Here is a 15,261-nt window from a genome sequence, read left to right on the forward strand (position 1 = left end):
CGCCATGTTGCCCCATGCCGTCGGTGCCAGGAAGGCCCGATCGGCCGCCGGAGCGGGCCTGCCTAGGGCAGGATATACAGCGCGTATTCCCCCGATCGGGCGGCCGCATGGCGCCGCTCCCGGTCGAAGGGCAGGTCCGTCCGCCGCGTGACGACGAGATGCGTCACCGCCTCGGCCCGCATCCGCGCCCACAGCGCCTCCAGGTCGGGCGCGGCGCCGAGCTGCGCGACGACCGCCAGCCGCCGCCGGGCCTCGTCGCCATAGGCGCCGCCCGTCGCGACGAGAAAGCCCGGGCAGGACAGATAGGCCGGCACGCCGGTCAGGGCGATCAGTTGCGCGGCCTCGTCGATATTGCGGGCATCCGCGGGCTGGTTCGCCACCGCGAAGCGCGGCCTTGGACCCGCGCTTCGCCGAAGGGCCGGTGCCAGGGCCATCAGCCCGGGAGCGACATGCGTGCCGTGATACGGCGCCCCCCAGGCCATGGCGGGCCGCTTCGCCGCCCCGATGGTCGCGGCCAGGACGGAGAGGCACAGCAGCGACGCGGCAGGCCAGGCGACGCGGCCGCGGCCCCCCATCACGCAGCTCGCCCATGGCCGGGCAAGGAGGACGGCCCAGCGCAGGCTCCACACCGCGATCGCCACGACGACCAGCGGTCCCGCGCGATGCCGGAACTCGGTGATGTCGCCGTTCCGCGACATGGGCGCCAGGAGCATCTCCAGCATCGCGGCCGCCAGCAGCAGCCAGGGCAGCGCATCCGCGGCGGCGCGGTGCCGGCGGGCCAGGACGGCCAGGATCAGGAAGGCCGGCAGCCAGGGCCCCAGCAGGCCCAGCAGGGTGAGCGGCAGGGCCAGGAGGCCGGCCCCGATCGGCCCGATGGCGGCGGCCATCGCCGCCTGGAGCCCGTCGATCCGCGTCGGCGGATTATGGCGGTGCACCAGATCGACATAGCCGAAGAGGAACTGAGCGGGATCGGCTGTCAGCGCCGGCCAGGACAGCGTCGCCAGGACGGCCGCGAAGGCGAGGAAGCCGGCGCCGGCGAGCGCCCGCCGCCAGCGGCGCGCGAGCCCCGGCCAGCCGGCCAGCACCGCCAGGCCGACGGCCGGGGCGAGGAGCGCGAAGGTGTTGACCCGGATGAGGAAGCAGCTCGCGGTCAGGGCCAAGGCCAGCGCCAGGCTGCCCCATCGCCGCTCCTCGCCGCGCTCCATCCAGCGCGCCAGCGAAGCCAGTGCCGCGCCGGCGATGCCCAGGCTGTAGGGCGTGCCCGGCGCCGTCTCGAGCAACCAGGCGAAGCCCAGCAGGCCATTGCCCAGGCTCAGCCGTTCCGGCGCGGGCACGAGCGCGAGCGCCAGCAGCGCCACCGCCGCCAGGACCGGTCCGCCCAGCGCGAGGCCGAGCGCCGCCACCCCGAACGCCATGACCAGGATACCGAGAGGCAGCCAGCCCAGCATGGTCGCCTCGAGCGGCGGAACGCCCAGCACGGCGGAAAGCAGGGCCGGCGGCATGTAGGAGGCGGTGTGGTAGAGGGCCCGCGGCATGTCGGCGAGGAGGATCATGCCCCGGCCGATGGCCTCCGGCGACGCGAATTGCGCGAGGTTTCCGGCATGGACGAGGCCGTCCAGCCAGAAGTCGAACGCGCCGGTCGAGTTGAACTGCGCCAGCCGTGCCGCGACGTCATGGTTCCAGGCGAAGGTGAAGGCGCCCCCCAGCAGCCCGAGCCCCAGCATCGCCGTATCGACCGGCCGGGACAGGGTGCCGCGCCAGGCTGGCAGGGTGGCGAGGCCGAGCAGGGCTAGGATCTGCCAATGCGCGCCGGGAACCACGAGGTCGGCCAGCACCATGGCGTGGGACAAGGCCGCGAATCCCGTCACCGTCGCGAGCATCGGATCGCAGGGGAGGCGCAGCGCCCGGCAGGCCAGCCGCCCCGTCGCGAGGGACACCATCAGGATCGCCGCCAGAAGGAGATGCGCCGCCGGTCCGAGGTCCGGCGCAACGGCGGCGAGGCTCGCCGCGCCGAACAGGGCCGTCATCGCGGGATCAGCCGATAGGCGGTGTAGCCTCCGAAGACGCGCTCTTCCGCGATGTCATAGGCCCCGCGGTAGTGCTCCATCCATGGCGCGGGATAGGACCGGTCGACGAGGATCCAGCCCGGCCGGGCATAGCTGTCCCGCCCCTGCCGCACGAAATGCTCAATCACCGCGGAGGGCAGTTCCCCGTAGTTGCCGATGTTGTTGACGCCGGTCCAGCCGCGGCCGGCCGGCAAGCCCGGGAGCAGCCGGTAGCCGTGAACCCAGACGGGCGCCGCCTCCCCGCCGATCGCGCGCAGCGCCGCCACGGCATCGGCAGCCGGCGCCGGGGTGCCCGCTGCCGCCATCGCCCGATCGAACAGCACCTGGGCGTCCGGGTCCTCCAGGCGGATCTGCCGCAGCAGATGGGAGGGACCGAGATCCGCCCATCGGCCGCTTCGCCACGCCTCGTTCCAGGATCCATGGCCGAAGGTGGCGATCCAGGCCACGAGTCCTGCCATGACGCTCCGCGAGAAGCCTTGAAGCACGCCGGAGGCCGCCGAGGCCGCCGCCGGCACGAGCGCGAGAACCAGGAAGGGGAGGAGATTCAGCACATTGTTGTCGTGGCTGCGGCCCAGATAGTAGGAGGCCGCCGCGAGCAGGGCGGCCAGGGAGGCGAAGCCGGTCCGCAGGCCCCGCTCATCCGTGCGCGACATCGCCGCGAGGGCCGCGGCGACCGCGGCGGGGATGAGCCAGACGGGCCCGAGCGGGTTGGGGTGCAGGACGCCGGGCGGGTTCCGGACGTAGGCCAGGAAGCCGAACAGGGAGGGCCAGCCTCCGAAGGCCAGGCGGAACACGATGACCAGGACCGCGACGCCGGCCGCCGTCGCGACCACGGCCCGCATCGCCCCGGCCAGGAGCGCCGCCAGGACGGGCCAGGATCCCGTCCGCGCCTGCGCCTGCCGCAGCGCGAGATAGGGCCACCAGACGAGGGACACGAAAAATCCCGCTTCCGGCGACCAGGCCAGACCGAACAGCCAGAGCGCATGGCCGGCCCAGTCGGGCCGCGGCATGTCGTTGCCCTCCCCGGCGACCTCCCTGCGCAGGATATGCAGGAGCAGCAAGGCGAGCGGCAGGAAGCGCATCCCGCCGACCGAGGGCGTGACGAGCCATCCGATGAAGTCGGGCGGATAACCGGTCCAGAACATCACCGAGGCGACCAGGGCGAGAAGCGCCAGCAGCGCCACGCCCCGCGGCGCCTGCCGCATCTGCAGGACGACGCAGGCGCCCATGGCGAGGAGATAGGCGACGTTCGTCGCCGCGATCAGGGCATAGGTTCCCGGCCAGCAGTCGGTGCCGCAGGCGAGCGCGATCAGCAGGGTCGGCCCCATGCCGTATTGGACGGGGAAGTCGCGGAAGGGCATGCCGCCCGCCAGGAGGGCCTCGGCCGGCGCGACATAGGCGCTCCAGTGGTGCCAGAGGGCCATGAAGGGACCGGGCGCGGAAAACACGCCCGTGGCCAGCGCGCCGGCAAGGCCGACACCCGCCAGGAAGGCCAGGGCCGGCCATTTCGGCAATCCCTCCCGCCCACCTCCCAGGCGCGGCAGCGCCGCGGCCCCCAGCCCTGCCAGGACGAAGACGGCGGCTTGCCCGACGCCGAGTTCCGTGGCCGGCGCCCACCACACCGTCCCCGACAGGACGACCAGCGCGGAGAGGCCGGCCAGGACCGCCGGAAGGCCGGCGGCGAGAAGCGGCAGGACCATGACGGGCGCCAGCCCGACCGGCGCGAGCGGCCCGGCCACGCCGCGCGCCACCAGCAGGGCGGCGGCGCCGGCCGCCAGGGCCATGCCGAGCAGCGCGGGAAAGACGGATCCGGAGCGGTGCCGCCGCAGTTGCAGAAGGAAGGGCCAGAGGCAGACGGTCCCGACGAGGCCCAGATAGAGCAGGATCAGCCCGGTCTTGCTCTCGAACATCTCCGTCTCAGCCGAGGCCCGGCGGCACCGGGGGCGTTCCGTCGAGGTTGATCCGCTCGCGCTCGACCACCATCGGGCCGCGCCGCACCTGGGCGTGGATGGCCGTGATGTACTCGCCGAGCATGCCGATGAACATGAGCTGCACGCCCGAGAAGAAGAACAGCGCGACGATGATGGTCTGCGTGCCGGCCGGCGCGCCGCCGTCGAACAGGAAGCTCGTGACCACGGTGAAGACCGCGTAGAGCAGCGCCAGCGCGGCAATGCCGAAGCCCAGGAAGCTGCAGATGCGCATGGGCGCGTCGGTGAAGGAGAAGATGCCGTTCATCGCCTGGTCGATCAGGCGCAGCGCGTTGTTCTTCGAGAGGCCGCGCTTCCGCGCCTTCCAGGTGTAGGGAATGATCAGCCGCCGGAAGCCCGCCGAGGCGATGATGCCGCGGATATAGGGATACTGGTCGCGATGGCTGACCACCACCTCCCAGACCTTGCGGTCGATAAGCTGGAACTCGCCGACATTCTCGGGGATGTCGAAGTCCGAGAGGGTGTTCACGATGCGGTAGAAGATGCCGCGGCAGGTCCGCAGCGCCCAGGTCTCCTCCCGGTTCGCCCGCGCGCCGGCCACCACCTCGATGCCGTTCTCCCAATGGCGGACCATCTCGGGGATGAGCTCGGGCGGGTCCTGCAGGTCGACCGGCAGGAAGACCAGGATCGCATCGCCCGTGGCATAGCGCAGCGCGTTGAAGTTGGAGCGGAAGGGCCCGAAGTTGCGCGCGTTCAAGATGACCTTGACCGCGGCATCCCCGGCCGCGATCCGGCGCAGGATCGCCACCGTCCCGTCCTGAGAGCAGTTGTCGGAGAAGATGTGCTCGCGCTCGTGATGGGCGAGCGGCCCGCCGGGCGCGAAGAGCTCCAGCACGGCCGCGTGGCAGGCCTCGACATTCTCCTCCTCGTTATAGCAGGGGGAGACGATGGAGATGCGCGCCAAGCTCAGGCCCTCGCGGTGACGAAGTGGGATTGCGCGAGCCAGCGCGTCAGCGCCAGGGATTCGAGCGCGGGCTCGACCGCCAGGACCGGCTTCGCCAGCGCGGTCGGCAGGCCCGGCAGCAGGAAGTCGCGCGTCGCGACCTCCACCTCGCGCCAGCCGGCTTCCGGCAGGGCACGGCGCAGCTGGGCAGGGGTGAAGGCCATCTCGTCCGGCTCGAGCTTCGCCAAGCGGCGGCCCAGGCCCGTGCCGAAGATGAAGGCGCAATAAGGGTTGAGGAAGTTGGGCTCGATGAAGGCGAGGCCGCCGCCCGGCCCGGTCACGCCATGCAGGGCGCGCAGCACCTCCGGCAGCCGGACGACCAGGTGGTGCAGGATGCCGTTGCCGAAGACGAGATCGAAGCGGCCGAGCCGCAGCGGATCGGCGCCGAGCAGGTCCAGCTTCTCGTAGCGCAGGTTCGGCGCTTGGTGGTTGGCGCGCGCCCGCTCCAGGAAGGCGTCGCTGATGTCCACGGCAACCACCTCGGCCGACGTGCCGGCCGCCACCTGGGCCGCCGCCTCGCCCGTGCCGCAGCCGATCTCCAGGATGCGCTTCGCGCCCAGGCGCGCGGCCTGCGCGATGAACCAGTCGTTGCGGCGGCGCATGCGCAGCGGCGTCGAGCCCACCGGCGCGAAGACCTGGTTGAAGCCCCGCTCGTCCTGCACGGCGATCTTCGACATGCGGCTCAGGCCTTCCGCGCGAGGATGCCGTAGCCCAGGGGATCGGCCTTGGAGCCCCATCCCAGCCGGATCGACAGATGCGCCACCGCGAGCGCGACCAGCGCCGCGGGCCCGGCGAGCAGCAGGATCGGCAGCCGCCAGATCAGCGCGACCGAGGGCTGGACCAGGCGCATGCAGACGACGATGAGCTTGTTGGCGATGACGGCCAGATCGTCGCCGCGCTCCGCCACCGTCACCTCGCCGAAGCCCGCGAACATCGCCGCCAGGCGGTAGCGGGTGAAGCGATGGTGATCGTGCGGCGCGTGGTGCACGCGGGCGGCAAAAGGCACCGTCGCGGCCAGGGTGCCGCCCGGGCGCAGCACGCGCAGCATCTCAGCGACCAGCGCCGCCGGATCCTCGGCATGCTCAAGCACCTCGGTGCAGAGGATGTTGTCGAAGCTTGCCTCGGGGAAAGGGATGTGCAGCCCGTCGAAATCGACGATCTCGGCATGGCGCGTCATGCCGAAGTCCTCTGCCGCGGGCACGTCGATTCCGGTGTAGCGGACCTCGGCCGGCAGGAGGCCACGGAAGGGCATCTCCCCGCAGCCGACATCGAGCACGCTGCCGCGCATCCCCCCCAGGATGGGCCGCAGGAAGCGGACGCAGGTGAGGAGCTGCAGGTCCACCGCCGTCCGCAGCGCGAAGAGTATCTGGCCGAGGCGTCCCTCCCTCCGCCGGATGGGGATGGGCTTGAACTCCTCAGCGGCCGGCATCGAGGTCATCGGCACCTCATGGCGCAGGCCGCGAGTCCTGTCCACGGAAGACCAGGGATCGCATGCCGAGGTATCCACAGGCTGCCAGAACCGGCAGCAGAAGCGCCTGCGCGACCAGCGGCCCCGCGCCCACCCAGCCCAGGAGGCGCAGCAGCGCGAAGTTCAGCGCCCCGAGCGCGAGGTAGAAGAGCAGGAAGCGCGGCAGCAGCCGGTGGGACGTGCTGCCGAAGACGAAGCCGCCATAGCTCAGGAAGTTGAACAGGAAGCCCAGGACGGTGCCGCCCGCCACGGCCACCGCGAGCGGTGCGCCCAGCAGGATGAAGGCCGCATAGGCCGCGTAGCCGAAGCCCGTGTTCACCAGCCCCGCCGCGAGGAAGCGCAGCACGCGCCGCCACTCGGCGGTCATGTCCTGTGCCGCCGGTACCAGGCGACAGTCCCCTCCAGCCCCTCCTCGATGGGGATGCGCGGCGCCCATCCCGTCGCCGCCGTCAGCCGCGAGATGTCGGCCTGCATGTGCATCACCTGGTCGGGCCGGAAGGGGACCTCGCCGAAGACCAGCTCCATCCCGGGCGCCGCGAGGTCGCGGATGCGCTCGACCACGTCGCGCACCCGCACCGCCCGGCCGGAGCCGAGATTGAACACGCCCGCGGCCGTCGGCGTCGTCGCGGCGGCCAGGATGCCGCGGGCCACGTCCTCGACATGCATCCAGTCCCAGCTCTGGGTGCCGAGGGTGGTGCGGGGCCGTCGGTCGGCCAGCATCTCGGTGATCAACATGGGGATGAGCCAGCCGTCATTGTCGCCGGGCCCATAGGTCGAGAAGAGGCGCAGCCAGGCGTGGCGCATCCCCGCCTGCGCGGCGAGCTGCCGCGTCAGGAAGAGGGCCGAGACCTTGGCGGCGCCGTAGAGGCTGGTCGGCTCGGGCAAGACGTCCTCGCGCATCCCGGAGCCTGCGCCGTACTCGCCCTGGCTGCCAAGGCCGATGAAGGCCCCTGCCCCCGCGGCGCCCGCCGCCTCCACGAGCGCGCAGGCGACGTCGAGATTGTCGGCGATCTGGGTGCGGTCGAAGCGGGCGGCATTGGCCACGCCGGCCCAGGCCAGGTGCAGCACCGCCTCCGGGCGATGCGAGGCCACGGCCTGCGCCAGCCCCCGCGTGTCGCGCAGGTCGAGATCCACCCGGCTGAAGCGGCCCGCGAAGGGCGCCAGCCGCGGCGCGGCGCTGCCCGGGCGCACCGGCGCCACCACTTCGTGCCCCGCCTCGACCGCGAGCCGGAGCACCTCGGCGCCGACGAAGCCCGAGGCGCCCGTGAGGAAGAACCTCACAGCAGGGCCGCCGCGTGATCCTCGACGGGGCCCAGCCGGTCGAGCAGCCAGGACTGGCTGCCGATCTGTCCGCGCAGCGCGTCGGTCACGCCATACTTGCCGAAACGCGGCGAAAGCCCGGCGGCCAGCAGCGTCTCGGCCACGCGCGTGCCGAGGCCGCCGGAGACGCTGTGCTCCTCGATCGTCAGAACCGCGCGATGCGTCCGGCCCGCCTCACGGACGGCCTCCTCGTCGAGCGGCCGGATGCCGGGAAAGCTCGCCACGCTGGCCGAGATGCCGCGCGCGGCCAGGGCCTCGGCGGCCGCCAGCGCCCGCCCGAGGATCGGGCCGGTGGCGAGCATCGCCACATCCGCCCCGCGCCGCAGCCAGATGGCGCGCTCCAGCGTGACGGGGGTCGCCGCGTCGTGCAGCACCGGCTCGCCCGAGCGGCCCAGGCGCAGATAGGCGGGCAGCCGCCGCTCCAGCAGCTGGGGCAGGAGCTCCACCGCCTCGTGCGGATCGGCCGGGCAGGCCACGGCCATGTGCGGCAGCGCCGCCATGATGCCGAGATCCTCGACGCCGTGATGCGTGTAGCCCTGCGCGCCATAGGCGAGCCCGCCGCCGACCGCGATCACCGTCACCGGCAGGGCGTGGTAGCAGACGTCGTTGCGCAGCTGCTCGAGGCAGCGCAGCGTCGGGAAGTTCGCGATGGAATAGAGCACGACGCGGTGGCCGGAGAGCGCGAGCCCGGCCGCGATGCCGACCATCGCCTGCTCGCAGACGCCCACATTGGCGTATTGGGCGGGCAGCGCCTCGGCGAAGCGCTCCAGCACCGAATAGCCGAGATCGGCGGTGAGCAGCATGATATCGGGGTTCGCGCGCGCATGGGCGGTGAGCGCGTCGATGGTCTCGGTCCTCATCGGCCTGCCTCCACCTCGGCGAGCGCCGCGGCGAGCTGCGCCGCATCCGCGCTGCGGTAATGCCAGGCGAGCTGGTCCTCCATGAAGGAGACGCCCTTGCCCTTCACCGTATGCGCGACGATCGCGGTGGGCCGCCCCGGCAGCGGCGGCGGCCCGGACAGCGCGGCCAGGAGCGCGTCGTGATCATGGCCGTCCAGCTCGTGGACGCCCCAATTGAAGGCCCGGAACTTCTCCGGCAGCGGATGCAGCTCGCTCACCTCGGAGACGCGGCCAAAGCTCTGGATCTTGTTGTAGTCCACGACGAGGACGAGGTTCTCCAGCCGGAACTGCTGCGCGAACTGGATCGCCTCCCAGTTCGAGCCCTCGTCCAGCTCGCCGTCGCTGACGATGCAGAAGCTGCGCCAGGCGGCGCCGTAGCGCTGGGCCGCGAGCGCCATCCCGGCCGCGACCGGCAGCCCATGGCCGAGCGAGCCGGTCGAGAGCTCCACGCCGGGCACGGTGCGCGTCACATGGCCGGAGAGACGGCCGCCATCGGCCGAATAGGTGTCGAGCTCGGCGACGGGCAGGAAGCCCAGCTCGGCCAGGGCGGCATAGACGATCGCCGCCGCATGCCCTTTGCTGACCACCAGCCGATCCCGCTCCGGCCAGTCCGGCCGGGTCGGGTCGAGCTTCAGCACGGCGCCATGCAGCACAGCCATGATGTCGGCCATCGAGAGGCAGGAGCCCACATGCGAGGCGCGCGCCAGATGCGTCATGCGAATGGCATGCGCCCGCAGCCTGCGGGCCAGTGCGCGCGTGTCGATGCGGTTGGGGGTCATGCGGCGATCCGGGCGAGCTGGGCGCGGGTGACGGCCCGCATGTCCTCGCCGCGGGCCCAGGCGGCATACCAGGAGGCGGTCATCTCGACGCAGTCCGCAAAGCCCAGCTTGGGGCGCCAGCCGATCACGGCGCGCGCCCTGGCGCAGTCGAGGGTGAGGAGATGCGCCTCGTGCGGCGCGTCCGCCTGCGGCTCCAGCTCGATCCGCCCCCGGCCGAGGGCCGCGACCATGGCCTCGGCGACCTCGAGGACCGGGCGGTTCTCGGCGGCGTCGGGGCCGATGTTCCAGGCCTGGTCGATCCCCTCGGGGGCGGTGCAGAGGCGCTCGGCGATCGTCAGATAAGCGTGGAGGGGCTCCAGCACATGCTGCCAGGGCCGCACCGCGCCGGGGTTCCGCAGCCGGACCAAGCCGACCTCGCCCAGGCAGCCGCGCACGATGTCGGGCACGAGGCGATCCACCGACCAGTCCCCGCCGCCGACGACGTTGCCCGCGCGCACCGTCGCGATGCGGGCGGGGTGGCGGCCGGGGCCGAAGAAGCTGCGCTGCATCGAGGCCGTGGCGATCTCCGCACAGCCCTTGCTGGCGCTGTAGGGATCATGCCCGCCCAGCGCGTCGGTCTCGCGATAGCCCCAGGGCCATTCGCGGTTCTCATAGACCTTGTCCGTCGTCACGACGACGACGGCGCGCACCTCGGCGCAGCGCCGCACGGCGTCGAGCAGCGAGACCGTGCCGAGCGTGTTGGTCGCGAAGCTCTCGACCGGCGCCTCGTAGGAGGGCCGCACCAGCGCCTGCGCCGCCATGTGGATGACGACCTCCGGCCGGGCCGCGGCGAAGAGCGCGTCCAGCGCGGCGCGGTCGTTGATGTCGGCCTGGACGAAGCGCCCGCGGGACGCGATGTCCAGGATGTCGTGCAGGCTCGGCTCGCCCGAGGGCGCCAGGGCGAGGCCCGAGACCTCCGCCCCCATCTCCGCGAGCCAGAAGGCCAGCCAGGCGCCCTTGAAGCCGGTATGCCCCGTGACGAGGACGCGGCGCCCCGCCCAGAAGCCGCTCATCACCAGCACTTCCAGGGCGGGCTTCCGGAAGCCCAGAGCTGCTCGAGATAGGTGCGGTCGCGCAGCGTATCCATGGGCTGGAAGAAGCCCTCGTGACGGAAGGCGTGCAGTTCGCCCTCGGCCGCGAGCTGCTGCAGCGGCTCCTGCTCCCAGACGGTGGTGTCGCCGCTGAGATAGCGGCCGACCTTGGGCGACAGGACGAAGAAGCCGCCATTGATGAAGCCGCCCTCGCCCTGGGGCTTCTCGCGGAAGCTCCTCACGGCGTCGCCCTCCATCTCCAGCACGCCGAAGCGCCGGGGCGGGTAGACGGCGGTGACCGTGGCCAGCCGGCCATGCGCGCGGTGGAAGGCGATGGAGGCCCCGATATCCACATCGGCAACGCCATCGCCATAGGTGAGGCAGAAAGCATCGCCCTCGACGCGGTCGAGCACGCGGGCGAGACGGCCGCCCGTCATGGTCGCCTCGCCCGTGTCCACCAGGGTGACGCGCCAGTTCTCGGCCTCGTTGCGATGGTTGACCGAGGTGTGCGCCGCGAGGTCGAAGGTCATGTCCGACATGTGCAGCGTGTAGTTCGCGAAGAACTCCTTGATCAGGTGCCCCTTGTAGCCGAGGCACACGATGAAGTCGGTGATGCCGTGCGCGGCATAGATCTTCATGATGTGCCAGAGGGCGGGGCGGCCGCCGATCTCGACGAGTGGCTTGGGCTTCACGACCGTCTCTTCGCTCAGCCGGGTGCCGAGACCTCCCGCCAGGATCACCGCCTGCATACTACCCCGCCCGATACGCTCATCTCGTCCTGTAACGCAGCGAATCACTTCCCGCAAACGGCGCCCGGCGCAGATTCGGTCGCCTGGCGGGCGCCCATGCGGCGTGGGACAAGTCGCCATCCGGGCCAGCCGGCCGGGCCATGGGGCTGGGCCTGGCCGATGCGGTTCGGGGAAGCGCAGGCGAGGCACGCGGTTCAGCGTGGCGGCCTGGTCCGTCCCGGGAACAATCTCCGAGCGGGGCGCGCGAGGAATCCGGTCCGGCGCGGGATGGGCATGGGAGGCGCGCGTTCCGCGCTACGGCACGTGCGGGATGGTGCTGTTGGGGGGGATTGAACCCCCGACCTCTCCCTTACCAAGGGAGTGCTCTACCACTGAGCTACAACAGCGTGCGGGCCGTGCTCTAGCCATATCCCCGCCCGCTTACAACCCCCCGGTTGCCCGTGGGCCTCCGCGCGTGTAAGCCCTCCCGCCTCAGCTCAACCCACGGAAATACAGGGGCCACGCCCATGGCGAAGATGCAGGCCAACCAGATGCGCGCCGGCATGGTCATCGAATTCGAAGGCCAGCGCTACACGATCATCCGCCAGAACATCATGATTCCCGGCAAAGGCAATGCGATCATCCAGGTCGACATGCGCAACATCAAGACGGGCGCCAAGAAGGACCAGCGCTGGCGCACCGCCGACGTCGTCGAGCGCCTGACCACCGAGGACAAGGAATTCACCTATTCCTATGCCGAGGGCGAGATGCTGGTCCTGATGGATCCGGAGACCTACGAGCAGACCCAGGTCCCCAACTCGATCCTGGGCGACCGCCTGCCCTTCCTGCAGGAGAACATGACGGTGAACGTCCGCCTCATCGAGGGCGACCCCGTAGCGATGGACCTGCCCGAGCTCGTCACCCTCGAGATCGCCGAGGCGGACCCGGTCGTGAAGGGGCAGACCGCCTCCTCCTCCTACAAGCCCGCGATGCTGGTCAACGGCATCAAGACCATGGTACCCCCCTTCATCACCACCGGCGAGCGCATCGTCGTCCGCACCGAGGACGCCTCCTACGTGGAGCGCGCCAAGGGCTAAGCCATGTCCGGCTCCTCCCCCCGCCTCTCCCCCGCGCTCAATGTCGTGGTCTCCGCCGTCCGCAAGGCCGGCCGGCGGCTGCTGCGCGACTTCGCCGAGGTCGAGCAGCTCCAGGTCTCCATGAAGGGCCCCGGCGACTTCGTCAGCCAGGCCGACCTCCGTGCCGAGCAGACGCTGCGCGAGGACCTGGGCAAGGCACGCCCCGGCTTCGCCTTCCTCATGGAGGAGAGCGGCGTCTCCGGCGAGGCGGACTGGGAGTGGCGCTGGGTCGTGGACCCGCTCGACGGCACCACCAACTTCCTGCACGGCATCCCGCACTGGTGCATCAGCGTGGGCATCGAGAAGCGCATCTCCGACGAGAAGTCCGAGATCGTGGCCGGCGTGATCTACAACCCCGCCTCGGACGAGCTCTTCTGGGCCGAGAAGGGCATGGGCGCCTTCCTGAACGACAAGCGCCTGCGCGTCTCCGCCCGGCGCGAGATGCGCGAGGCGCTCTTCGCCACCGGCATCCCCTTCGCCGCCACGCCGAAGAAGCCCGAATTCGCCCATGCCCTCGTGCGGCTGATGCCGCAGGTCTCGGGCATCCGCCGCTTCGGCTCGGCGGCGCTCGACCTCGCCTGGGTCGCGGCCGGGCGCTACGACGGCTACTGGGAGCTGGTGCTGAACAAGTGGGACATCGCGGCCGGGCTGATCCTGGTGCGCGAGGCCGGCGGGCTCGTCACCTCCCCCGACGGCGGCGACCCCTATGCCGAGTGCAACATCGTCGCCGGCAACCAGCACATGCACGGCAAGCTCCGGGAGGTGGTGCTGGAAAGCGTCGCTGCGGCGGCCAAGGGCCGCGCCGTGGCCGGCTGATGCGCCGCCGCGCGCTGCTGGCCGCCCTTCTCCTGCTCCCCGGCATCGCCGCGGCGCAGGCCCCGGGCGCCGGCGCCGCCCCTCCCCCGCCGTTGCCGCCGCTGCCCAACGTGCCGCTGACGCAGGGCATCGCGCTGCTGGAGCCGGGCGCCTGGCGAGTCGAGTTCCCGCAGGGCGGTGAGGTGCTCGAGGCCCCGCACCGCATCGTGCTGGGTCGCATCGGCGCCGTGCTGAGCACGGGCACCGAGGGCCGCGTCACCCTGATCGCGGAGGTCGGCCAGGGCACGGACCTTTCCACCACGCGGCGGCTTTCCCTGGCGCGGGCACGGGCGGTGAGGGCGGCGCTGGTGGCAGGCGGGCTCCCCGAGACCCGCGTCGACATCCGCGCCATGGGCCACACCGCCGCCCACCGCGACTCGGTCGACGTGCTGGCGCCGACCGTCGCGAAGCCCTGAGCGAGCAACCCTGGGCGGAGCAACCCTGGGCGACAGCACGGATTAACCTCCGGAACCCAACGAAGCGTGCATGAAGCCCGATCGCCTTCCGGGCCAAATCTGCGAGCTGGTCTCGGACCGCGCCAGGCGCTGATGCTGCACGGCGAGAGCCACGCGCTGCAGCCCGACTCGCGACAGTCGCGGTCTTCGCGACCAGCATGGGGCCGTCGCGACCAGATCGAGAAAAACCGGATGTCGGCCTGACACCCGCTCATGTTCGGGTCATCCGCCATGGTCCAGCGTCTCGCCCGGGCGGGAGGCGCAAACGGGAACGGCGCAAGATGATGTCGTCGCATCGGCGTCGCCGCCTCGCCCGGGGAAAGGCGCAGGCCACCCTCTCCGCGCCCGGCCCGCAGAAACGGTCCCGCGAGCGGCGCCCTCCACTCGCCTGCTCCCGCCCGGAGCGAGATGCAAGGGAGGTAGCCAAGGGGCGCCTGCCCGTGGCAGCAACGGGCGTGAGGCCCGAATGAACGACGGAGGAAACCAAGAATGACCCTATCGCGCCGCGCGATGCTCGCCGCGCCACTGGCCGCCCCTGCCCTCGCGCAGGCGCAGACCTGGCCCTCCGGGCCCATCCGCATCATCGTGCCCTTCGCCGCCGGCGGCAGCACCGACGCGGTGGCGCGCATCGCCTCGCCCGGCCTCACCCAGCGCCTCGGCGTGCCCGTGGTGGTCGAGAACCGGAGCGGCGCCGCGGGCTCGCTCGGAACCGGCGCGGTGGCCGCGGCGCGGCCCGACGGCAACACCTGGCTGCTCACCTTCGACAGCCATGCCACGCTGCCGGCGCTGCTGCCCAACCTACCCTTCAACCTGACCGGCGACCTCGATCCCGTGCTGCTGATCGGCGGCGCGCCCTATGTGATCGCCGTGCGGCCGGACAAGCCGTATCGCAGCCTGGCCGACATTGTGAACGCGGCGCGGGCTGCGCCTGACGCCCTGAACTACGGCAGTACGGGCAACGGCACGCTCGGACACCTGACCATGGTGATGCTGGGCGCGCGCACGAACACGCGCATGGCCCACCTGCCCTATCGTGGCGGCGGGCTCGCGGTGAACGACACGGTGGCCGGGCATGTGGAGATGATGATCGGCAGCGCCGCCCTCGTCGCGCCGCAGATCGCGGCGGGCAATCTGCGGCCCGTGGTGCAGTTCGGCCCCGAGCGGCTGCCGGCGCTGCGCGACGTGCCGACGGCCGCGGAAGGCGGCTTCCCCGGGCTCGAGGCGGAGGCCTGGTGGGGGGTCTTCGCGCCGCACGGGACGCCGGCCGCGATGCAGGAGCGCATGGGCCAGGCGTTGAAGGAGAGCTTTTCGGACGAGCGCGTGCGCCGGACCATGACCGACACGCAGCAGGCCCGCCTGGTGCTGGGCGGGCCGGAGGTGCTGCGCCCCTTCCTGGACCGGCAGGTCGCGCTGTGGGGCGGGCTGGTTAAGGAACACCGGGTGCAGGCCGACTGAAGGGCCGCATGCCCTCCGGCGGAGGTGGAGGGGCGGCGACCCCCTCCGACCATCCTTGTCGGAACGGGTAGATTGCCCGGACAGCCATGCCGGAATTAT

Annotated in this window: 15 protein-coding genes and 1 tRNA gene; 4 read left to right on the top strand and 12 right to left on the bottom strand. The window is 71.8% G+C overall.

What is annotated here, in order from left to right; genetic code table 11:
• Positions 1-62: 62 nt before the first annotated feature.
• The 12 genes from EJV46_RS07225 to EJV46_RS07280 all read right to left on the bottom strand — a co-directional run bounded on the left by EJV46_RS07225 (position 63) and on the right by EJV46_RS07280 (position 11,668).
• Positions 63-2,027: a hypothetical protein gene (locus EJV46_RS07225; RefSeq protein ID WP_131547870.1), complete on the bottom strand. Its 1,965-nt coding sequence runs from the start codon at positions 2,025-2,027 to the stop codon at positions 63-65.
• Entirely contained in the window at positions 2,024-3,976 is a 1,953-nt protein-coding gene (locus EJV46_RS07230; RefSeq protein WP_131547871.1) for a hypothetical protein, read from the bottom strand. The genes EJV46_RS07225 and EJV46_RS07230 overlap by 4 nt, the downstream gene beginning before the upstream one ends.
• A 7-nt stretch (positions 3,977-3,983) precedes the next feature.
• Positions 3,984-4,958, bottom strand: a complete 975-nt coding sequence (locus tag EJV46_RS07235) for a glycosyltransferase family 2 protein (protein WP_131547872.1) — start codon at positions 4,956-4,958, stop codon at positions 3,984-3,986.
• 2 nt (positions 4,959-4,960) lie between these two features.
• Positions 4,961-5,674 (bottom strand): bifunctional 2-polyprenyl-6-hydroxyphenol methylase/3-demethylubiquinol 3-O-methyltransferase UbiG, encoded by a 714-nt coding sequence (locus EJV46_RS07240; protein WP_165585384.1) that lies wholly within the window; start codon positions 5,672-5,674, stop codon positions 4,961-4,963.
• Positions 5,675-5,679: 5 nt separating this feature from the next.
• Positions 5,680-6,435, bottom strand: coding sequence for a class I SAM-dependent methyltransferase (locus tag EJV46_RS07245; protein WP_165585385.1), 756 nt, complete (start codon positions 6,433-6,435; stop codon positions 5,680-5,682).
• A gap of 7 nt (positions 6,436-6,442) precedes the next feature.
• The gene (locus tag EJV46_RS07250; protein WP_165585386.1) at positions 6,443-6,832 is read right to left on the bottom strand and encodes a GtrA family protein; all 390 of its coding nucleotides are present in this window, start codon (positions 6,830-6,832) and stop codon (positions 6,443-6,445) included.
• Positions 6,829-7,746, bottom strand: coding sequence for an NAD(P)-dependent oxidoreductase (locus EJV46_RS07255; protein WP_165585387.1), 918 nt, complete (start codon positions 7,744-7,746; stop codon positions 6,829-6,831). Before EJV46_RS07255 ends, EJV46_RS07250 begins: the two co-directional genes overlap by 4 nt.
• The gene (locus EJV46_RS07260; protein WP_131547877.1) at positions 7,743-8,645 is read right to left on the bottom strand and encodes a transketolase family protein; all 903 of its coding nucleotides are present in this window, start codon (positions 8,643-8,645) and stop codon (positions 7,743-7,745) included. Before EJV46_RS07260 ends, EJV46_RS07255 begins: the two co-directional genes overlap by 4 nt.
• The gene (locus EJV46_RS07265; RefSeq protein WP_131547878.1) at positions 8,642-9,463 is read right to left on the bottom strand and encodes a transketolase; all 822 of its coding nucleotides are present in this window, start codon (positions 9,461-9,463) and stop codon (positions 8,642-8,644) included. Before EJV46_RS07265 ends, EJV46_RS07260 begins: the two co-directional genes overlap by 4 nt.
• Positions 9,460-10,515 (bottom strand): CDP-glucose 4,6-dehydratase, encoded by a 1,056-nt coding sequence (rfbG, locus tag EJV46_RS07270; RefSeq protein WP_131547879.1) that lies wholly within the window; start codon positions 10,513-10,515, stop codon positions 9,460-9,462. The genes EJV46_RS07265 and rfbG overlap by 4 nt, the downstream gene beginning before the upstream one ends.
• Positions 10,515-11,282, bottom strand: a complete 768-nt coding sequence (gene rfbF, locus EJV46_RS07275) for a glucose-1-phosphate cytidylyltransferase (protein ID WP_131547880.1) — start codon at positions 11,280-11,282, stop codon at positions 10,515-10,517. Before rfbF ends, rfbG begins: the two co-directional genes overlap by 1 nt.
• A gap of 311 nt (positions 11,283-11,593) precedes the next feature.
• A tRNA-Thr gene (locus EJV46_RS07280) sits at positions 11,594-11,668 on the bottom strand.
• Between the two features lie 120 nt (positions 11,669-11,788).
• On the opposite strand from EJV46_RS07280, the gene efp reads away from it, so the two are divergent.
• The 4 genes from efp (at position 11,789) to EJV46_RS07300 (ending at position 15,162) form a co-directional block, all read left to right on the top strand.
• The gene (gene efp / locus EJV46_RS07285) at positions 11,789-12,358 is read left to right on the top strand and encodes an elongation factor P (protein WP_131547881.1); all 570 of its coding nucleotides are present in this window, start codon (positions 11,789-11,791) and stop codon (positions 12,356-12,358) included.
• Positions 12,359-12,361: 3 nt separating this feature from the next.
• Positions 12,362-13,213: an inositol monophosphatase family protein gene (locus tag EJV46_RS07290; protein WP_131547882.1), complete on the top strand. Its 852-nt coding sequence runs from the start codon at positions 12,362-12,364 to the stop codon at positions 13,211-13,213.
• On the top strand, positions 13,213-13,668 hold the full coding sequence (locus EJV46_RS07295; protein WP_131547883.1) for an OmpA family protein: 456 nt from the start codon (positions 13,213-13,215) through the stop codon (positions 13,666-13,668). Before EJV46_RS07290 ends, EJV46_RS07295 begins: the two co-directional genes overlap by 1 nt.
• A 528-nt stretch (positions 13,669-14,196) precedes the next feature.
• Positions 14,197-15,162 (top strand): tripartite tricarboxylate transporter substrate binding protein, encoded by a 966-nt coding sequence (locus EJV46_RS07300; protein ID WP_131547884.1) that lies wholly within the window; start codon positions 14,197-14,199, stop codon positions 15,160-15,162.
• The last annotated feature ends 99 nt before the right edge of the window (positions 15,163-15,261 follow it).

This window comes from Roseococcus sp. SYP-B2431 (genome assembly GCF_004336745.1).
In the GTDB taxonomy this organism is placed as follows: Bacteria; Pseudomonadota; Alphaproteobacteria; order Acetobacterales; family Acetobacteraceae; genus Roseococcus.